Origin of the sequence: Streptomyces sp. NPDC051664 (assembly GCF_044453545.1) — a bacterium.
Taxonomy (GTDB): Bacteria; Actinomycetota; Actinomycetes; order Streptomycetales; family Streptomycetaceae; genus Streptomyces.
On the sequence record NZ_JBITCU010000017.1, the window covers coordinates 54,092 to 72,228 of the forward strand.

Annotated in this window: 14 protein-coding genes and 1 pseudogene; 9 read left to right on the top strand and 6 right to left on the bottom strand. The window is 67.8% G+C overall.

Annotated features, from left to right (window positions below):
* Positions 1–253: 253 nt before the first annotated feature.
* Positions 254–2,563 (top strand): MFS transporter, encoded by a 2,310-nt coding sequence (locus ACIA8E_RS27320; protein ID WP_399301949.1) that lies wholly within the window; start codon positions 254–256, stop codon positions 2,561–2,563.
* Positions 2,564–2,684: 121 nt separating this feature from the next.
* The gene (locus ACIA8E_RS27325; protein ID WP_399301950.1) at positions 2,685–2,816 is read left to right on the top strand and encodes a hypothetical protein; all 132 of its coding nucleotides are present in this window, start codon (positions 2,685–2,687) and stop codon (positions 2,814–2,816) included.
* Here the strand turns inward: ACIA8E_RS27325 and ACIA8E_RS27330 are convergent.
* The 3 genes from ACIA8E_RS27330 to ACIA8E_RS27340 all read right to left on the bottom strand — a co-directional run bounded on the left by ACIA8E_RS27330 (position 2,802) and on the right by ACIA8E_RS27340 (position 6,306).
* On the bottom strand, positions 2,802–3,749 hold the full coding sequence (locus ACIA8E_RS27330) for an NAD(P)-dependent oxidoreductase (RefSeq protein WP_399301951.1): 948 nt from the start codon (positions 3,747–3,749) through the stop codon (positions 2,802–2,804). The genes ACIA8E_RS27325 and ACIA8E_RS27330 overlap by 15 nt on opposite strands.
* A gap of 116 nt (positions 3,750–3,865) precedes the next feature.
* The gene (locus tag ACIA8E_RS27335; protein ID WP_399301952.1) at positions 3,866–4,633 is read right to left on the bottom strand and encodes an SDR family NAD(P)-dependent oxidoreductase; all 768 of its coding nucleotides are present in this window, start codon (positions 4,631–4,633) and stop codon (positions 3,866–3,868) included.
* Between the two features lie 518 nt (positions 4,634–5,151).
* Positions 5,152–6,306, bottom strand: a complete 1,155-nt coding sequence (locus tag ACIA8E_RS27340; protein ID WP_399301953.1) for a glutathione-independent formaldehyde dehydrogenase — start codon at positions 6,304–6,306, stop codon at positions 5,152–5,154.
* Positions 6,307–6,854: 548 nt separating this feature from the next.
* Between ACIA8E_RS27340 and ACIA8E_RS27345 the strand changes: the two are divergent.
* Positions 6,855–7,303, top strand: a pseudogene (locus tag ACIA8E_RS27345) (VOC family protein).
* Here the strand turns inward: ACIA8E_RS27345 and ACIA8E_RS27350 are convergent.
* Positions 7,252–8,493, bottom strand: coding sequence for an MFS transporter (locus ACIA8E_RS27350; protein ID WP_399301954.1), 1,242 nt, complete (start codon positions 8,491–8,493; stop codon positions 7,252–7,254). The pseudogene ACIA8E_RS27345 and the gene ACIA8E_RS27350 sit on opposite strands and share 52 nt — an antisense overlap.
* A gap of 99 nt (positions 8,494–8,592) precedes the next feature.
* Here ACIA8E_RS27350 and ACIA8E_RS27355 point away from each other — a divergent pair, with 99 nt between their 5' ends.
* From ACIA8E_RS27355 to ACIA8E_RS27375, 5 genes are all read left to right on the top strand, one after another.
* Entirely contained in the window at positions 8,593–9,678 is a 1,086-nt protein-coding gene (locus tag ACIA8E_RS27355) for a DUF5937 family protein (RefSeq protein WP_399301955.1), read from the top strand.
* 735 nt (positions 9,679–10,413) lie between these two features.
* The gene (locus tag ACIA8E_RS27360) at positions 10,414–11,583 is read left to right on the top strand and encodes a Dyp-type peroxidase (protein WP_399301956.1); all 1,170 of its coding nucleotides are present in this window, start codon (positions 10,414–10,416) and stop codon (positions 11,581–11,583) included.
* A gap of 85 nt (positions 11,584–11,668) precedes the next feature.
* The gene (locus tag ACIA8E_RS27365; RefSeq protein WP_399301957.1) at positions 11,669–12,718 is read left to right on the top strand and encodes a cytochrome D1 domain-containing protein; all 1,050 of its coding nucleotides are present in this window, start codon (positions 11,669–11,671) and stop codon (positions 12,716–12,718) included.
* A 157-nt stretch (positions 12,719–12,875) separates the two neighbouring features.
* On the top strand, positions 12,876–13,739 hold the full coding sequence (locus tag ACIA8E_RS27370; protein ID WP_399301958.1) for an NAD(P)-dependent oxidoreductase: 864 nt from the start codon (positions 12,876–12,878) through the stop codon (positions 13,737–13,739).
* Between the two features lie 86 nt (positions 13,740–13,825).
* The gene (locus ACIA8E_RS27375; RefSeq protein WP_399301959.1) at positions 13,826–14,512 is read left to right on the top strand and encodes an SDR family oxidoreductase; all 687 of its coding nucleotides are present in this window, start codon (positions 13,826–13,828) and stop codon (positions 14,510–14,512) included.
* Between the two features lie 133 nt (positions 14,513–14,645).
* Here ACIA8E_RS27375 and ACIA8E_RS27380 read toward each other — a convergent pair whose 3' ends face one another.
* On the bottom strand, positions 14,646–15,785 hold the full coding sequence (locus ACIA8E_RS27380) for a PP2C family protein-serine/threonine phosphatase (protein ID WP_399301960.1): 1,140 nt from the start codon (positions 15,783–15,785) through the stop codon (positions 14,646–14,648).
* A gap of 715 nt (positions 15,786–16,500) precedes the next feature.
* On the opposite strand from ACIA8E_RS27380, the gene ACIA8E_RS27385 reads away from it, so the two are divergent.
* Positions 16,501–16,839: a MerR family transcriptional regulator gene (locus ACIA8E_RS27385; RefSeq protein WP_399301961.1), complete on the top strand. Its 339-nt coding sequence runs from the start codon at positions 16,501–16,503 to the stop codon at positions 16,837–16,839.
* A 388-nt stretch (positions 16,840–17,227) separates the two neighbouring features.
* Here the strand turns inward: ACIA8E_RS27385 and ACIA8E_RS27390 are convergent, their stop codons facing one another.
* Positions 17,228–17,857, bottom strand: coding sequence for an alpha-ketoglutarate-dependent dioxygenase AlkB (locus ACIA8E_RS27390; protein WP_399301962.1), 630 nt, complete (start codon positions 17,855–17,857; stop codon positions 17,228–17,230).
* Positions 17,858–18,137 lie beyond the last annotated feature (280 nt).

Here is an 18,137-nt window from a genome sequence, read left to right on the forward strand (position 1 = left end):
GAGCGGTACGCGGGGCACTGGTGCTCCTCCTGCCGTGGAGCTGGGCAGGTCACCCGGGCGGCCCCGGCGGTCGGCATCGGGAACTGAGGGAGCCGAGTAGCGCCGCCCGGGCATGCACGGCAGCCGCCTGAACACGCTCGGCTGTTCACCGCCCGTCGACTGCCCACGGCCGGCAGCAAGATCTGCGAAATCGGAGGAGAGTTAGTTTGGGAAGAGGGAACTGATCCATACCCCCTCGTACGAGGACGTGCCCATGACTGCGAGGTCCGCCGGATCGCGAGCGGCGCGGGGGCGGGCCCGAGGCGCCGCTGATACCGCCGGCCCGCACTATGAGTGGGTCGTGCTGTCCAACACCACGCTGGGTGTTCTGATAGCCACGATCAACGCATCGATCATGCTTATCGCGCTGCCGGACATCTTCCGTGGAATCGGGATCGATCCACTGCAGCCGGGGAACACGAGTCTGCTGCTGTGGTTGATCACGGGGTATTTGGTGGTCACAGCGGTGCTCGTGGTCACCTTCGGCCGGATGGGCGACATGTACGGCCGGGTTCGCATGTACAACGCGGGATTCGCGGTTTTCACCGTGTTCTCGGTGCTGTTGTCGGTGACCTGGATGCATGGCACGGCGGGCGCACTCTGGCTGATCCTGATGCGCGTGGGCCAGGGTGTCGGGGGCGCGATGCTGATGGCCAACTCCAACGCGATCATCACCGACGCCTTCCCTGCCGACAGACGCGGCCTGGCGTTGGGACTGAACCAGGTGGCGGGCATCGCCGGCTCGTTCATGGGGCTGGTGCTCGGAGGGCTGCTCGCCCCGGTGGAGTGGCGCATGGTGTTCCTGCTGTCGGTGCCGATCGGGGTGTTCGGCACGTTCTGGTCGTATCGGAAACTGCACGACACCGGCATCCGGCGGCCCGCCCGGCTGGACTGGTGGGGCAATCTGACCTTTGCTGTCGGGCTGGTCGCGGTGCTGGCCGGCATCACCTACGGCATCCAGCCCTACCACGGGCACACCATGGGCTGGACCAACCCGTGGGTGCTCTCCGCCCTCATCGGCGGCGTGGTCATGCTGGTGATCTTCGGCATCGTCGAGACCAGGGTCGCCGAGCCGATGTTCCAGATGAGCTTGTTCCGCATCCGTGCGTTCACCGCCGGGAACCTCGCGAGCCTATTGTCCGGGATAGGCCGTGGCGGGCTGATGTTCATCCTGATCATCTGGCTGCAGGGGATCTGGCTGCCCCGGCACGGCTACGGATTCACCGAGACTCCGCTATGGGCGGGCATCTACATGCTGCCGCTCACCGTCGGGTTCCTGGTGGCCGGGCCGATCTCCGGCTGGCTCTCCGACCGCTACGGGGCGCGGCCGTTCGCCACCGGCGGCATGCTCGTCGCGGCAGCCAGCTTCGTGCTGCTGGCGCTCCTGCCGGTCGACTTCCATTACGGGACGTTCGCCGCGATCCTCCTGCTCAACGGCATCGGGATGGGACTGTTCGCATCCCCGAACCGGGCCGGGATCATGAACAGCCTGCCCGCGGACCAGCGTGGGGTCGGCGGCGGCATGAGCACCACCTTCCAGAACTCTGCGCTGGTGCTGTCCATCGGGGTGTTCTTCAGCCTGATCGTCCTCGGCCTGGCCGGCACACTGCCGCACGCTCTGTCCAGCGGCCTCGTCGCCCAGGGCGTCCCCGCCGGCGACGCGGAACGGCTGTCCGCCCTGCCACCGGTCTCGGTGCTGTTCGCCTCGCTGCTGGGCTACAACCCGGTCCAGACGTTGCTCGGCCCGAATGTGCTGGATCACCTGCCGGCGAGCCACGCGGCCTACCTGACCGGCCGTGGCTTCTTCCCCACCCTGATCTCCGAGCCGTTCGCGAAAGGCCTGGAGGCCGCTTTCATCTTCGCAATCGCCGCCTGCCTCGTAGCCGCCGTCGCCTCCTGGCTGCGCGGCGGCAAATACGTGCACACCGACAAGCCGACCACCGTCGGCACCACGGACTATTCCTGCCCGGCACTCCGGGGCCCGGAGGCTGCACGCCACGGCTCCGTGACACCGGACCGAGCGGCCGTCCCCGTCGGATCCCGCGGATTCGCCTCGGGCGTCACACACTCCAACCCACCGACGGTCGGCCCCGACAGCGCTCGGGCCAGTCCGCCCGGACTGCGCGAAGACCGACCTCACCCCACCAGGGACTCGGCCCTCGAGACGTACGCGCTGATCGTCACGGCAGATGGCTACCGCCCGGCCACCTACTCGATGACGACCGGCGGCAACGGCCACCCCGCCGCCGCAGAAACCGCCTCTCGGACGAACGGGCAGATCGCCGGCGTCGTCCGCGCGGCGAACCCGGACCGCCCACTGCCCGGGGCAGGCATACGCGCCGTCGACGCGACGGGCAGGGTCGTGGCACGCACCACCACCGACCGCGACGGCAGGTTCCGGCTGACCGGCCTGCCCCGCCGCCTGTACGCGGTGACCAGGGCCCCAGGCCCGACGACACCGCCGGACGGCCACGGCTCGGCCGGCGCCACCTTGCACCTCACCCTGGACGGCATGCGGTCGTGACCGAGCCGAGGCGAGCCCTGCAGCGGATCACCGAAATCCTGGGCGTCACCGAGCGGCTCGACGAGATCGACCGGGACATCCATCGTGACAACCGCCGGACTCATCCACCCAGTCGTCCGCCATGACCTCCGTCGACTCCGGTGACCGCGAGGCCGTTCTGGCCCTGCTCACCGAGCTCACCGACGTCGCCCCCGGAACGCCCGGCGCCTGGATCCCGCCGGTGGCGCCGGTCGGCAGGTCATGCCTGCGGTGAGAGACCGTCGTCCACGGGCACGTTCTGGGGGTTCAGCGTGATGCCGGAGTTCCTGGCCTGTTCGAGGATCAAGGTGGCGAAGTCCTCGTCGACGTGCCCCGCGCCGATGGCACCCGCGACGAGCTGAGCGGTGGCGGCGGCGAGTGGCATGGGTACCTCCAGCTCGCGGGCTGCGGACAGTCCCAAGTCGAGGTCCTTGCGCAGCAGCGGCATGGTGAACGTCGGTGTGAAGTCCAGGTTCACCAGCGCGGGCGACTTGTAGCGGGTGTAGTCCGAGCCCATCACGGAGTCGTTGAGGAATTCCAGGAAGGCGGCACGGCTGACACCGCCTTTTTCTGCGAGGACCGTGATCTCGGCGAGCGACTGGGTGACGACACCGAGGAAGACGTTGTGCGCAATCTTGACGAGCCGGGCGGTTTCGCCCTCGCCAACGTAGGTCACCCCGCGCCCGAGCAGAGCCAGCAACGGCTCGACCTGGCCGAACACCTCGCGCGAGCCGGAGGCCGCGACAGTCAGCTTCCCTGCGGCGATCACCTTCGGGTTCCCACTCACCGGGGCGGCCAGGAATTCGGTCCCACGCTTGGCGGATTCGCTGCGGATCAGCGCGGACATCCGGGTTGACACCGTCGAGCTGTCGATCAGCACCCCCGGAGCGGCATCCGGCGAGCTCAGCACGCCGCCGGGGCCCGTGGTGACCGCCTCCAGGTCGGGTGAGGCGGAGACCATGGTGAAGACGACATCCCGGTCGGCCAGATCGGCCGGTCGGTCGACGAGCATCGCTCCCCGTTCCGCCAGCGGTGCGGCCTTGGACCGGGTTCTGTTGTAGACGGCTACGTCGTGCCCCGCGTCCAGCAGTCGGGCGGCGAGTTGGAAGCCCATGCGGCCGGCACCGACCCATCCGATCCGTGGGCGGTCCTGGGCGACGTACGTCATTGCTCTACCTCAATCCTGGAAGACGGCATCCGCTTGCATGAGCACCCTCGACCTGCCGGACACTGTGGATCTCAACCACCTGATACTCCCCAACGCACGGCCATGCCCTTCCTGGGTCAGAACCAGCCACCGTCGGCCTGGATGGTCCGGCCGGTGATGAACGATGCGTCGTCCGACACCAGGAACGAGACGACCGCGGCGATTTCGGAGGGCTCGGCCATCCGACCGAGTGAACTGGCGGTGCGGATAAGGGTGTGGAAATCAGTGTCGACGTCGGGATGGACGTAGTGGGAAGCCGCGTGAGCGGACATGTCGGTGACGGTACCCCCGGGGGCGATGGCGTTGATGGTGATGCCGCGCCGGCCGAGTTCGGGACTGAGGTTGAGCGCGATGCATTCGACTGCGGCCTTACTCGACGCATAAAGGGCGTGGTAGAAAACCGCCTTGTGGGCACTCTGCGATGACGTCAGTACGATCCTCCCTCCTTCGCCCATATGCCGTGCGGCGTTCTGTACGGCAAAGAACTGGGCTCGTGTGTTGATGGCGAAGACACGGTCGAAGTCGGCGGGGGTGACATCGTCCAGCTTGCCGAAGTACTCGATTCCGGCGTTGCTGACCAGGATGTCGAGCCCGTCAAGAGCTTCGGTGGCCTCATCGGCCAGCCGCCGGATCTGATCCGGATCGCTGACGTCCGCCTTGATCACGACCACGCGGCGTCCGTCGGCGCTGATCTCGGCGGCGAGCGTTTCGGCCGCGTCGCCGCTGCTGCGGTAGTTGATCGCCACGTCTGCCCCGTCTGCGGCAAGCCTGCGCGCCACAGCCGCGCCGATCCCTCGTGCGCCACCGGTGACCAGGGCCTTCCTGCCTGTCAGCCTTCCGCTCATCGGTCTTCTCCCGTCCACGGGATCCGGCGGTCATGCCGAATGCGGGTAACGCGGCCTGTCCCGGAACCCACGGCAGCAGATGATTTCTTCACCTCGCCTACGCGGTGGAGGACCGCCGTGATCGTCCTCATCACGGTGCGCGTCCTCGTTCACCAGGTCCTCTGCACCACAATCGCCCCGGCCCGGGCACCGGCGCCACTCGGAGTGAGAGTCCGGCCCCGGGTGCACACCCGCCGGTCCGGCACCAGCTCGCCCCACCTTCGACCCAAGACAATCCGCCCGCAGTCGACGCGAGATACGCCCCTCCGACGAGACACTCAGTCCCGCCAACCGCGCGTGCGAGCCCTCCACTCCTCAGCTGTGCGACGGCAGCCAGAGGCGGGTGAGTCCGGTGCTAGGGGCGCCGCCGTCGGCGATGGTCATGATCTTGCCGACGACGGCCCTGGCACCGGACTCTCGGTCATGCGAGCGTCTGCCCGATGTCGGCGGGCGGACCTTGCCCACGGGTGGCCCGTGGGTCAGCTCGAGCCGTCGGGGTGGAGGACGACCTTGGTCCAGCCGTCGTCACGGGCGTCGAAGTGCTGGTAACCGGCGGGGGCCTGGTCCAGCGGCAGCTCGTGGGAGACGATCCACGAGGGCTTGGCCTTGCCCTGCTCTATCAGGGCGCACAGCTGTCGGTTGTATGCCTTGACGTTGGCCTGACCGGTCCCCATCGACTGGCCCTTGAACCAGTACAGGCCGTAGTCGAAGGCGACCTCGCCGTCCTCCTTGTAGAGCTTGTCCGGGCTCCCCGGGTCGTGCGGTACGAAGACACCCACGACCCCGATCGTCCCGGTGAACTTCACCGAGTGCACCAAGTTGTTGAGCGTCAGGTTCGGGTGCTCGACACCCTGGAGGTCGTGCGCCTGGTAGCCCACGCACTCACACCCACGGTCCGCCCCCAGACCGTTGGTGAGCTCGTTGATCTGGTCGATCGGCGAGGCCTTGGAGTCATCGATGGGAATCGCACCGATCTGCTCTGCGAGCGCGAGCCGGTCCGGGTGACGGTCGACGACCATCACCCGCGCCGCGCTCTTGAGATTTGCCGACAGCGCCGCCATCAGACCGACCGGGCCCGCGCCGTAGACGACGACGGTCTCGCCCGGCTGCACGCCGGCCAGCTCCGTGCAGTGCCAGCCGGTCGGGAAGATGTCGGACAGCATCACGTAGTCGGTCTGCTTCTCCCGCGCATCCTCCGGCAGCACCAGGCAGTTGGAGTCTCCGTACGGAACCCGCAGGAACTCCGCCTGACCGCCGTTGTAGGGGCCCATTCCCGCGAAGCCGTATGCGGCACCGGCCATCGTCGGGTCCACCGGCGTGGTCAGGCAGAAGGCCGTCAGACCGTTGTCACAGTTGCGGCAGAACCCGCAGCTGATGTTGAACGGCAAACAGACCAGGTCCCCCACCCGCACACGATCCACGCCGTCGCCGACCTCGATGACCTCCCCCATGTTCTCGTGGCCCAGGACACGCCCCGTCTCCATGTCCGTGCGCCCCTCATACATATGCAGGTCCGACCCGCAAATGTTGGTGGAAGTGATCTTCACCAGCACATCCGTCGGCCGCTCGATCCTCGCGTCCGGCACGTCCTGCACGTTCACCGAACGTGGCCCGTCATACACCAGAGCCTTCATGGGGATTCTCTCCTCCTGTCCGACTTTTCCGAATGTCGAGGGAAAGAACAAAATTTACGAATGAATCAACTGCGATTACCTTGCATGCGCCACATGAAACGCGTACGCAGAACTCCTGTGACTATGAGAGCGTTTGTATGCACTTCCCGACGCATCCAAGGGGTTTCGCAAAATACTCACTCAAAATTGACGCGAGAAACTCGACGGGGTGCCCTACGACGCCAATGGCTGATCCGGCACCGGTTCCGTTGCCTCTCCGGCTGCATCAGTGAGCGCAGCGGATACGCCCCGCCGGGCAATCAGTTCAAGCCTCCCACCGGGACACTGCATGTCAACTGGAGACTGACGAGGAATATTTGGTCATCCCTGCCGCAGCGCCAACTGTGACGGAACTACGGAAAATTCCGTGTCACAGCACTGTCGCCGACCGACGGAAATTGAATCACCGAGGGAGGTCTACATGGTCAGCGTTGCACAACGCGTGAAACCTCTCGATGCCTGGAACCAGTTCTTCGCAGACCTGTTCCTACCAGGGGGCTTTGAGAGTCATGACAAGTAGGTTCACCGAGTTGGCCGTTGACTGCCACGATCCGGAGAGACTCGCGGCCTTCTGGTGCGAGGTTCTGGACTTCAAGGTGATCGACCGGAGCGAGGGCAAGGTCGAGATCGGATCCTGGGTGCCGACCGTTGAGGATGTTCGGGCCCACCAGATGTCGCCCGCCCTGCTGTTCATTGCGGCAGCACCGAGGACAAGGTGACCCGATTGCTCGGCCTGGGCGTCACCAAGGCGGATGTGGGCCAGGGCTCAGACCGAAGCTGGGTGGTCATGGCAGACCCCGAGGGCAACGAATTCTGCGTCCTACCCACCCAACCCGGTACTCGGACGGAGGCGCGGCCCTCTTGGACGAGCAAATCGCTCTTCGGTGGCCGAAGCGATGGCCGAGCTCACGAGCCTCCTCGCGCCCGGCGGCAGCAACCGCTGAGTCGCGTTCTTTGATCCTTCTCGGTGGCAACGGCGGCGGCGGAGAGGAGCGTCGCAGCGGCGAGGCTGCCCCAGAGGGCAGCTGAGCTGTGGGAGGCGAGAGCGGTGATGACCGCCGGGGAGACGGCGAGGCCGAAGCCCGTGGAGAGCTGGAAGCGGGCGAGGGCGCGTCCCAGGACATGGGCCGGGGCGAGGGCGGTGACGAGCGCAGTGGCGTTGCCGGCATAGATGATCTCGCCGATGGTGCAGACCACGGACACCGTGGCGACGGCCGGGGCACCCCAGCCGTGCCCCAGTGAGGTAGCCGCGAGGAAGCCGAGGTAGGACGCGGCGAGTACCACGCCGGCGAGAGCCAGCACGGTCCGCCGGGAGAAGCGGGACATCAGGACGGTGACCGGAACCTGCAGGGTGACCACCAGCACCGTGTTGGCCACGTAGATGGCTGCCGACCACACCGCAGATGCGTGCAACTGGGTTGCCAGGACCAGAGGGAGCGCGATTTCGGGGACGTTGAGGCAGAAGACGTAGACCACGTTGGCGGCCAGCAGCGCGCGCATCCGCGGTGAGGGCCCATCGGTCCTGTCCTCGGCCGGGGTAGCGGCCGGATGCGTGTGCAGGTGCACCGACCATGCCAGGGCTGCCGCAGTGAGGTAGGCGAGCCCGGTGACGGCTGCCAGCGCCTGTAACGCGGTGGTGCCGCCCGTCAGGCACGCGGTGGCTAGGAGGGCGCCCACGCCCAGGGCGGCGTTGCGCAGGGCGCGGCCTCCCGCGAGCGCGGCGTCGCGTTCCCGACCATGGGCGACCGTGGCCACGACAGCCGCGTGGGCGGCCGGCCACGCCTGATTGCCGATGCCGAGGAAGAGCGCTGCCGCCGCGAACAGCCCCGCGTGCCCCGCCGGGGTGGCCAGCAGCAGCGCCACGCCCAGCACCCGCACGAGCATCGCCGCCGCCACGACCGCACTGCGGGCGCCCCGGTCCAGCCAGCGGCCCACCGCAGGCATGCACACCAGACCCACGACGACGCCGACCGTCATGGCGATGCCGGTGGCCGGCGCGGACAGCCTCAGCACGGACACCCCGTAGAGCAGCAGAAAGGGCCGCAACAAGCCGGTGCCGAGCGCGTCCACGGCCAGGGCGACGGCATAGCGGGGGCCTCCGGAGGCACGGACGAGGGCGCGCGGCTGGAGCTTGGTGGTGGTTGCCATGGCGTCAACGGTGCGTTCGACTGCCGGGCCGACTATGTCGGTTGACGGACACCGTCAATCGACGCGGTCGTCGGCCATCCGACCAGCGATGATGAGGGGATGACGTTGAGGATCGATATCGGCGGCCTGCCGTCCGGGCGCCTGCGGTTCGCTGCCTCCCCGCTGGCCGAGCTGACCGCGATGCTGCACGTGCTGGCCGAACCCCCGCATCACCCGCAGCTCGCCGGCTGGGCCGGGGACGTCTGGGCTGGGCTGCGGCCGGAGCTGGCCGAGCGGCTCAGGGAGGCGGAGTTCCTCTGGCGTTCCTCACGAGCCGACTTCCTGGTCCCCGCTCGTCCGCGGCCGACCCTCGCCGAGGAGCTGGACGATGTAGACCGGATCGATGATGAAACCTATGTGACCGCCGCGCTCATTACCACGTGCGGCAGCAACCGGGTCCACTTCGCCGCGCCGTCACCGCTCGCCGACGCGGCGGCGCGCGAGCGAGCCTTGGACCTCGCCCAGGCCCGCGGCGCGCTCCAAGAGGCCTTCGCGGAACGGCTGCTCGCGGACCCCGCAGCCGTGCGGGCGCGGGTGCGCCACACCCTCGAACAGTGCGCCGAGGCCTTCTTCGACGCCGCCTGGACGGGCGTCGCCGTGCAACTCGCCACCGACCTGCGCCTGAAGAACGACCTGCTGAAGCGCCAGGGCATCGGGGCGGCACTCGCATCGGTCTCCGGCGCAGTCACCCTGGCACCGGACGGCGACTGCATCATCGTGGACAAGCTGCAGGACAAGGCAACCGCCGCCGACAGAACCGGGGTCACCTTCATCCCCAGTGTCTTCGGCCGCCCGCACCTGGTGGCGGTCCACGCGCCCGGCCGGCAGCCAGTGGTGCAGTACCCCGTGGCCGAGCCGAGTCCATCGGAGCCGGCATCGCTGGAAACGGTCACGCTACGGCTGGAGGCACTCGCACATCCGGTACGGCTGCGGCTGCTGCGCACCCTGGCCCGTGGCCCGCACACCACCGGTGAGCTAGCCCACGCCTGGGAACTTTCACCCCCGGAGGTTTCCCGCCACCTCGCTGTCCTGCGCCGCGCAGGCCTTCTCACGGCCCGGCGGCACGGTCGTTACGTCCGTTACACGCTCAATCTGCCCGATCTGACGGCGCTGGGGGCCGACCTGCTGGCAGCGGTACTGCGCTGAGTGGCTTCGGTCTGCCGGAACGCGGGCGAGCGCCCGGTTCGCGGTCCGGTGTCGCATGTCAGCGGGCTGGTATCCAGACTCTGGCAACGAGGGGCAGGCAGGCGAAGCAATCGGGGCGAGCGACTTGTGAACGCCGCTGGACCGCACCATCGCCGGGCCACCCGCTCGGTCGACCTCGCCTATGAGGGCGTCGTCGACAGCTTGATCCGACTCACGACCCCTAGTGGCCGAGCGCCTGGCCGAGGAAATCTTCACCGCACTGGACGAGCAGACCGACGTCATTACCGGCACGGACGGCCGCGCTGCACTACGACGCCTTCAACGCGCCAGCAGGGCTGCTCTCGCCGCCAAGCGCTCGACGGGCCACGACCTCAGATCCGTGTCGGCGATGGAGGGGTTGACCGAACGGCCTCTCTCCAGTGGCGCGAGCGCGCACGTCCAATAAATTACCTTTTACGAAACATTTATGTAACTGGCGGCAATCCCGACGCTGGTTGGGCTGCCGCCCGCGGTCGCGCGCCTTGTGGGCCGGGGCCGGCTCACGGAATCCGATCGCGGCGGCACCGCACGACTTGCCGCCTGGATCCTTGCCTGAGGGGAACCATGGCTCACGAGACATCAGCGACCCTGGAGGAAGGGTGGAGCGGCGAAGGATGCCCGGCGAGTGCGTTTGTCCGGCGGTCGTTTCTTCACGGCGCCGCCGCGGGCCTGGCCGGAGCGGCGGGCGCGACCGTCTTGGGCAGCAGTCCGGCGAGTGCCGACCCGACGGTCGAAATCAAGGCGGAACCGAAATCCCGCACGATTCCGTTTCATGGCTACCACCAGGCAGGCATCGCCACCCTGCCCCAGCAGGACGCAATTTTCGTCTCGTTCGATGTGACCGCCTCCAGCCGCGCGAAGCTCACCGGCCTTTTCCGCACGCTGACCTCGCGAGCCCGTTTCCTCACGGCGGGCGGCAGGCCACCGAAGGTGCCGCGGACCGCAGCGCCGTCGGACAACGGCATCATGGGACCCACGTTCGTGGCGGACGGTCTCACCCTGACAGTCGGAGTGGGCGCGTCCCTCTTCGACAGCCGCTACGGATTGAGCAAGCGCAAGCCGGTCCAGCTCACCACGATGAAACCTTTCCGCCATGACAGCCTGGACCCCGAACTGAGCCAGGGCGACCTGCTGATCCAGATCTGCGCCGATCACCGTGACACGACGGTGCACGCATTGCTCGACATCCTGACCCACACCAAATCAGCAATGAAGCTGCGCTGGCGCATTGACGGCCAGCGCAATCCGGAGCGTCCCGTCGGTGTCCGGCGTGACTGGTTCGGTTTCAAGGACGGAATCTCCAACCCGACCCTCTCCGACGAGGCCCAGATGAATCAGGTGGTCTGGGTCCAGCCGAAGAGCGGCGAACCGGGCTGGGCCGCAGGCGGCACGTACCACGTGGTGCGTATCGTGCACTTCTTCATCGAGGCGTGGCAGAAGGTGCCCGTTGCTCAACAGGAGCGGATCTTCGGCCGCCGCAAGGCGAGCGGCGCACCCATGTACGCCGCCGACGAGAACGCCACGGATCTCCTCGACCCGATCTACACCAACGACCCGCAGGGTCTGATCACCCCGCTGAATTCTCACATCCGCCTCGCCAATCCCCAGACTCCGCAGACCTTCGCGACCAGCACCATCCTGCGTCGCAGTTACGACTACGACCGGAGCCCCAACCCGCCGGAACTCGACATGGGGCATGCATTCGTCTGCTTCCAGCGGAAGCTGAACACCTACACCACCATGCAGACCCGGCTGGAAGGCGAGGCACTGGTGCCGTACATCAGTCCACGGGGCGGGGGTTACTTCTTCGCGCTGCCCGGTGTTCGGGACGAGAAGGACTACTACGCCCGCGGGCTCCTGGCCTGATCCTTCCCTGTCACCGGGCGGCGTCGGCGAGAAGCCGCCTCGCCCGGCCCTGGACCGAACCATCGCAACGCGCACAGGAGGCGAGATGTTCTCTGCCCAGCGGACCCGAGTCGGCAGCGGCCGTCGGCGACCCGGCAGAACGCTCCGACCGGTACTCGCGGCGGGCATCGGGGGCCTGTTGATCTCCTGTACGCCCATCACCGCCCCGGTACACAAGGACTCCCCTCGGCTGGCAGCGCCCACTCACGGCGGTGCCAGTGGCCACGTGTATGTCACGAACCAGCAGGACAACACGCTCTCGGTGATCGACGCCGCTACCTACAAGGTCGTCGCAACCGTACCGGCCGGCGTGGCACCCGAAGGCGTCGCGGTCGCCAAGGACGGCAAGCACGTGTACATCGCCAACAGCGGCTCGGCCCGGGTCTCGGTCCTCGACACCAAGAACAACAAGATCGTCAAAACCGTGACGGTCGGGAAGAGCCCCACCGGTGTCGGGCTCAGCCCCGATGGCAAGTCCCTCTACGTCACCAACGGCAGTTCGAACACCGTCTCGGTGATCGACACCCGAACCAACCGGGTGACCGCGACCATCCCGGTCGGCAAGTCCCCGGTGAACGTGGCGTTCAGTCCTGACGGCGGTACGGCCTACGTGGCGAATTCCGGGTCCGGCAACCTGTCGGTCATCGACACCAGCACGCGCCGGGTCGCCCGGAAGCTTTCCGCAGGGCGTTCCCCGGTGGGCGTCGCCATCACCCCGGACGGCAAGTCGGCCTACGTCGCCGACGAGGTGGCAGCGCGCGTCCTCGTCGTCGGAACCCGTTCCGGCAAGGCGACCGCCGTGCCCGTCGGCGAGGGCCCCTTCGACACGGCCATCGGGCCCGGCGCCCGCTTCGCCTACACCGCCGTTCTCGGCCCGGGCAACGTATCCGTGATCGACATCGGCAACCACCACGTCGTGGGAACCATCTCCCTGGGCCCTCCCGGCACCGACCCGTTCAACCTGGAGGTCACCAACGAGGCGATCTATGTCACGAACCAGGGAGCGGGCACCCTCACGGTCATCGACCCGCATTCCCACAAGGTCGTCGCGACTGTCACCCTCGGCGACAGCCCCTACGGCGTGGCGGTGAGCTGAGCCCGCGACGCACCTATCACGGTCCCGAGCACGCCGCACAGCGAGCAGCCGCTTGGATCATCTGCGGGACAGCCCTTGGACAACGGTCCTTGCCAGGACGGACTCGGGTTGCCGGCGGAACATGGGCACGGGGGAAAACAGGCAAGGAGTGCTTTTCATGTCTCACGCTTCCACTGTCGCTGTTCTCGGAGCAGGCGCGCTCGGCGCCGCGATGGCAACGCGGCTCGGAGCAACCGGCCACGAGGTACGTCTGTGGAACCGGACGGAGGAGAGGGCTCGTGCGGCGGCGGACCACGCTGCCGGGGTCACGGCAGTGAGGGCGGTGGGAGACGCGGTCTCCGGCGCGTCCGTCGTCGTCACCGTGCTCCGGGACGGCGATGCGGTCACCCAGGTCATGTCAGATGCCATCGGTCGGCTCGACAACGATGCCGTCTGGGTACAGGCGAGCACGGTAGGGCCAAGGTACGCCGGCGCGCTGGCCGGTCTGGCTCGTGATCACGGTGTTGCCTACCTCGACGCCCCGGTCTCGGGAAGCACCGCTCCCGCTCTGCAGGGCAAGCTTGTCTGGCTGGTTGCCGGCGCCGAGGACGTCCTCTCGCGGGCGCGTCCCCTGCTCGACGACCTCGGCTCGTCCGTGCTCCACGTCGGGACGGAGGTCGAGGGCAGCGCCGTCAAGCTCGTGGTCAACGCCTGGATGGCTGCCTCGACGGTCGCCATGAGCGACGTCCTTGCACTGTGCGACGCTCTCGGCGTCGACCACGCGACGTTTGTCCGGGTGCTCGAGGCGGGCCCGCTCGCCATGCCGTACGAGTTGCAAAAGGTAGGCGTCATGGACGACGCCTCGTACGCGCCGGGATTTGCGGTGCAACTCGCCCTCAAGGACATCGAACTGGCCGCGGCAGCCGCCACCCCCAGCCCTCTGCTCCAGGCCGTCCGGGACCGCTTGCAAGCTACCGTCGCGGCCGGCCATGACAACGACGACCTCGCCGCCGTCGACTACCTGAGGAGGCCGCCGTCGTAGCCCGTACGGGGCGTCCCGGTCCCGGGCCTCCTTGCTTGTACGGAATCCTTGTCAGCCACCCGTCGACCTGAACGGACCACTGGATCGTGACCACCTCGATCATCGTCGGAGGAAGCAGCGGACTGGGCCGCGCCGTAGCCCAGCGGTTCGCCGACCGTGGCGACACTGTCCTCATCACCAGCCGCACCACGGCACACGCCGACACGGTGGCCGGCGAAATCGGCGGCCTGACCAGAGGCCTGGCCGTCGACCTGTCGCAGCCGGAGACGATCGCCGCCGCGCTCAGCGAAGTGCGCGCGGTCGACAACCTGGTGATCACCGCCATCAAACAGGGCGTCAACTCCCTCGCAGACTTCGATATCGCCGCAGCCATCGAGTCAGTGACCACCAAACTGGTGGGCTACACCGAGACCGTGCGAGCCCTACGTGAGCGGTTCAACCCCGGCGCGTCGGTCGTGCTCTTCGGTGGCCTGGCCAAGGAACGCCCCTACCCCGGTTCCACCATGGTGACCGCCTTCAACAGCGGCATCACCGGCCTGGTGAAAACCCTGGCCGTGGAAATCGCGCCCCACCGCATCAATGCGATCCACCCGGGCGTCGTGGGAGACAGCGCCAAGTGGCACGACGCACCCGAGCACCCCCACCTGGCGCGTACCCCTATCGGACGCCTCGTGACCACGGCGGAGGTCGTCGATGCCACCGACTTCGTCCTCCGCAACACCGGCGTCAACGCCCTCGACCTGTTCGTCGACGGCGGACTGCGCGTCACCTGACTCATCGCGAATCGGGCAGCCACACGGACCGACGCAGGGGCTGGGAATGGGCCCGTCGGCCGAGGGTCCTACGCGCTCGGCGGGCGGCGCCACGATGCGGGTCCTGACCGGCCGGGAAGCCCACGGTGCAGGCTCACTCCAGATGCGGCCGGTGGAGGTGGTGGGATGCGGTGCGTTCGATGACCAGGAGGGCGGCGTCGTCGGTGGGTTGCTCGCCGACGTGGGCGAGCAGGTCGTCGTGGATGTCACGCAGCAGGGCATCGGGGCTGGTGGCGAAGGAGGAGGCGACGCGTTCGACGAGCGGGTAGAAGGCTCCGGTCGGTGAGCGGGCTTCGATGACGCCGTCGGTGTAGAGCAGGAGGATGTCGCCGGGTTCGAAGGGGAACGGGTCGACGAGGTGGCTTGAGACGGGCAGTCCGCACATACCCAGCGGGGGTGCGGGGCGGCGCGAGTCCAGGGCCGTCACCTGGTGATCGTGCACCAGCAGGGGCGGGGGATGGCCGCAGTTGATCACCTGGGCCCGTGAGCCGTGGTCGGGAATGTCGAGTATGAGGGAGGTGATGAAGTGCTCGCCGGGGTCGTGCTTGGTATCGGCCACATCCTCCAGGTTCCGGCAGAAGCTCTCCTCGAGTGCCGCCACGAGATCGGGCAGCGTTGCGCACCGGTGAGCACCCTCACGGAACGCGCCCAGCACCACCGATGCCTCACCGATGGCGGCCATGCCTTTACCGCGGACGTCACCGATGATCACCCGCGTGCCGGGATGGGCCGTGCGGGCGATCGCAAACAGGTCGCCGCCGATCTGGGTCTCGTCCTCGGCGGCCAGATAAAGCCAGGCCACGCGCAACGGCCCGATTCGGCGGGGCGGAGGCCGCAGCAGAACTCGCTGTGCCGTTTCGGCCACCGATCGTGCCCGGCTCAGCTGGCGACCGCGCCGCTCCCGCACGTAGCAGACGAAAACCACCAAAGCGGAGAGCACGGTCAGGGCGGCCATCTGCGCAATGTGGTTGGACGTGCCCAGCCCGCCGTGGAGAACAGCGATGAATACCTGAGCGACCACAGCCAGAACGCCGATTGCCGCAGTCAGCCATGGTCCGGCGAAGGAGGCGGTGAGTGCGGGCGCGATGACAAGCAGCGGCCCCAGGTGGACATCGGCCGGCGAGTGGATGTCCACCACAGTGATCACTATGATCAGGGCGAGCGGCATCGCCACCAGCCTGCGGCCCGACGGCTGCTGCAGGAGGCGGTCCATCGATGCGCGCTGGACACCCATATACCTCATTGTGTCCCTCGTCCGCGGCGGCGCATGCTCCCGGGATGTCAGCCCCGGATCAGGCCGGAGCGCGTACGCACCACCTGTATCGGCGTACAGCCTTCCGTGTCAGGCAGCGTGCTCGCTCCCTCAGCCATCACACCCCTCCATCGCGCTTCCCGCTGCGGTTTCGAGTCGGCGCAAGGGATAGATCTCCACCATTTCCCCGCGTAGAAAATCTGTCGTGGCGGAAGTAGACATGCGCGCTTGTCGGAGTTAGCGTCTTTCTTGTAGCCAAGAAGTCAGCACAGCGCGGCAGAGACGAACTGGCGCGTATGCAGGACAGAAGGAGGCTGGGGCACGGCAGTGGAGTGGCGGGGCCGGAAGTATCCAGGGGTCCCCTCGCTGATTGCCGGGCCGGGCGGCCCATCGGGGCCGTCAGCGGTACGCAAACCGCAGTAGCAAGCAAATGGATCAGAAAGACGAGAAGGAGGCAGACGCCATCAGGATCGCCCGGGCGAGGACGTAAACGGCCCGGGTACCGCAGTCCCGGAACGGAAGGTGGTCCCACGGTCACGTATCCGCGATCCCCGCACTCGCCCCCATCTCCCGGGTGCCGGTGCGGAAACGACAGGTCGGCACCGCAGTAGGCCGGCAGATGGTGTTCAAATCCCTCGGGGCCCTGGTGCCGTACGGCACCAGGGCCCCCTGACGCGTTCCCCGATCAGAGGTGCAAATGACCGCAGAAGATCCGCTCGGCCGTCTCGACGACGACGACTACCCCGCCTACACCATGGGCCGGGCCGCCGAAATGCTCGGTACGACCCCCGCATTCCTGCGGGCCATCGGCGAAGCCCGTCTCATCACTCCGCTGCGTTCCGAAGGCGGCCACCGCCGCTACTCCCGCTATCAGCTGAAAATCGCCGCCCGCGCCCGTGAACTCGTCGACCAGGGCACCCCGGTCGAGGCGGCCTGCCGCATCATCATCCTCGAAGACCAGCTCGACGAAGCCCAGCGCATCAACGAAGAACTGCGCCGCCCCGCCGCCCGGTCCCGCTCCAAGTCCGACGCCTGACCCGCCAACCATTGGAAACCGGCAGCCGGTGCCCCCACTGACGTTCGCCCGGCTGCTGACGAAATTGCGGCCCCTCAGGCCGTCCATCGCCTGCACACAGACAGGGCTCCGACGACGGCATCGCCGGAGCCCTTCAGCAGACGGCGAAACACCGTGGACGAGCTGGAACAAGGTGTCCAGGACACCTTGACCGATCGGACCGGACCTCCCGTCAGCCCGTCTGCACGAACGCCGAGTCACCCAGGCCTCGGTCGAGGTGATGGCGTTTCGATGCGCCCTCGGTCACCCCACATCCAAGGTCGCCTGATGCGTCGGCTGAACGACATCGGCAAGAGGGCACACCGTCAGTTCCCTCACGCCTGAAGCCCGGCATCGTCGAGGCGACGGATCACTGCACCCCGTGCGGCCGGAACTGGACGCTGATGCGCCCTCCCGCGGCCCGCGCGGTCTTGGGGACGGCATGCTCCCAGGTCCGCTGGCAGGAGCCGCCCATCACGATCAGGTCGCCGTGTCCGAGCGGCCGCCGGACGACATCACCGCCGCGGCACGGGCGCAGCAGCAGGTCGCGGGGCGCTCCCACGGAGAGGATGGCGACCATCGTGTCCTCGCGGGCCCCCCTGCCGATGCGGTCCCCGTGCCAGGCCACACTGTCGCGTCCGTCGCGGTAGTGGCACAGGCCGGCTGTCGTGAAGGGTTCGCCGAGCTCGGCGGCGTAGTACGTGGAGAGTGCCTGCCGCGCCTCGTCGAGGACGGGGTGCGGCAGCGGTTCACCGGCACTGTAGAAAGCGAGCAGACGCGGGACGTCCACGACCCGCTCGTACATCTGCCGCCGCTCGGCCTTCCAGGGAACATCCGTGGCCAGCTGTTCGAACAGGGCGTCGGCGCCACCAAGCCAACCCGGGAGGAGGTCGATCCAGGCTCCGTCACCGAGCTCGGTTCTGCGGAGCCCGTCCAGTGGGCGTAGGCGCACGTCGTCGCTCTGATCGAACAGGGATCCCTGGAGCTGGTGCGATGCCATATCTGCAGCATACCTCGCATTCGAACACGTGCACTATTAGGAAATGCGGCGCGCCTCCGGATGGATGCACTGCGGTGCGGGGGCGGACACCCCCAAGGGTCCTCCCTTCGGACGCCGACCATCCCATGCACCGGAAATAGCAGATCGAGACGCGGCAGGCACCCCTGCGGCCCCGCCGCCCCTTGGTCCGCTTGGCCGACACACAGCTCCCATATCGTCTAAATTGGGGCAAGTGGGGTTGCGGCGATCTGAGGTGACGCCGGACCTGCGGGACCGCGTC

Coding starts and splice junctions, on each gene's coding strand:
- ACIA8E_RS27320 (WP_399301949.1), top strand. CDS start 254: ATGACTGCGAGGTCCGCCGGATCGCGAGCGGCGCGGGGGCGGGCCCGA.
- ACIA8E_RS27325 (WP_399301950.1), top strand. CDS start 2,685: ATGACCTCCGTCGACTCCGGTGACCGCGAGGCCGTTCTGGCCCTGCTC.
- ACIA8E_RS27330 (WP_399301951.1), bottom strand. CDS start 3,749: ATGACGTACGTCGCCCAGGACCGCCCACGGATCGGATGGGTCGGTGCC.
- ACIA8E_RS27335 (WP_399301952.1), bottom strand. CDS start 4,633: ATGAGCGGAAGGCTGACAGGCAGGAAGGCCCTGGTCACCGGTGGCGCA.
- ACIA8E_RS27340 (WP_399301953.1), bottom strand. CDS start 6,306: ATGAAGGCTCTGGTGTATGACGGGCCACGTTCGGTGAACGTGCAGGAC.
- ACIA8E_RS27350 (WP_399301954.1), bottom strand. CDS start 8,493: ATGGCAACCACCACCAAGCTCCAGCCGCGCGCCCTCGTCCGTGCCTCC.
- ACIA8E_RS27355 (WP_399301955.1), top strand. CDS start 8,593: ATGACGTTGAGGATCGATATCGGCGGCCTGCCGTCCGGGCGCCTGCGG.
- ACIA8E_RS27365 (WP_399301957.1), top strand. CDS start 11,669: ATGTTCTCTGCCCAGCGGACCCGAGTCGGCAGCGGCCGTCGGCGACCC.
- ACIA8E_RS27370 (WP_399301958.1), top strand. CDS start 12,876: ATGTCTCACGCTTCCACTGTCGCTGTTCTCGGAGCAGGCGCGCTCGGC.
- ACIA8E_RS27380 (WP_399301960.1), bottom strand. CDS start 15,785: ATGGGTGTCCAGCGCGCATCGATGGACCGCCTCCTGCAGCAGCCGTCG.
- ACIA8E_RS27385 (WP_399301961.1), top strand. CDS start 16,501: ATGACCGCAGAAGATCCGCTCGGCCGTCTCGACGACGACGACTACCCC.
- ACIA8E_RS27390 (WP_399301962.1), bottom strand. CDS start 17,857: ATGGCATCGCACCAGCTCCAGGGATCCCTGTTCGATCAGAGCGACGAC.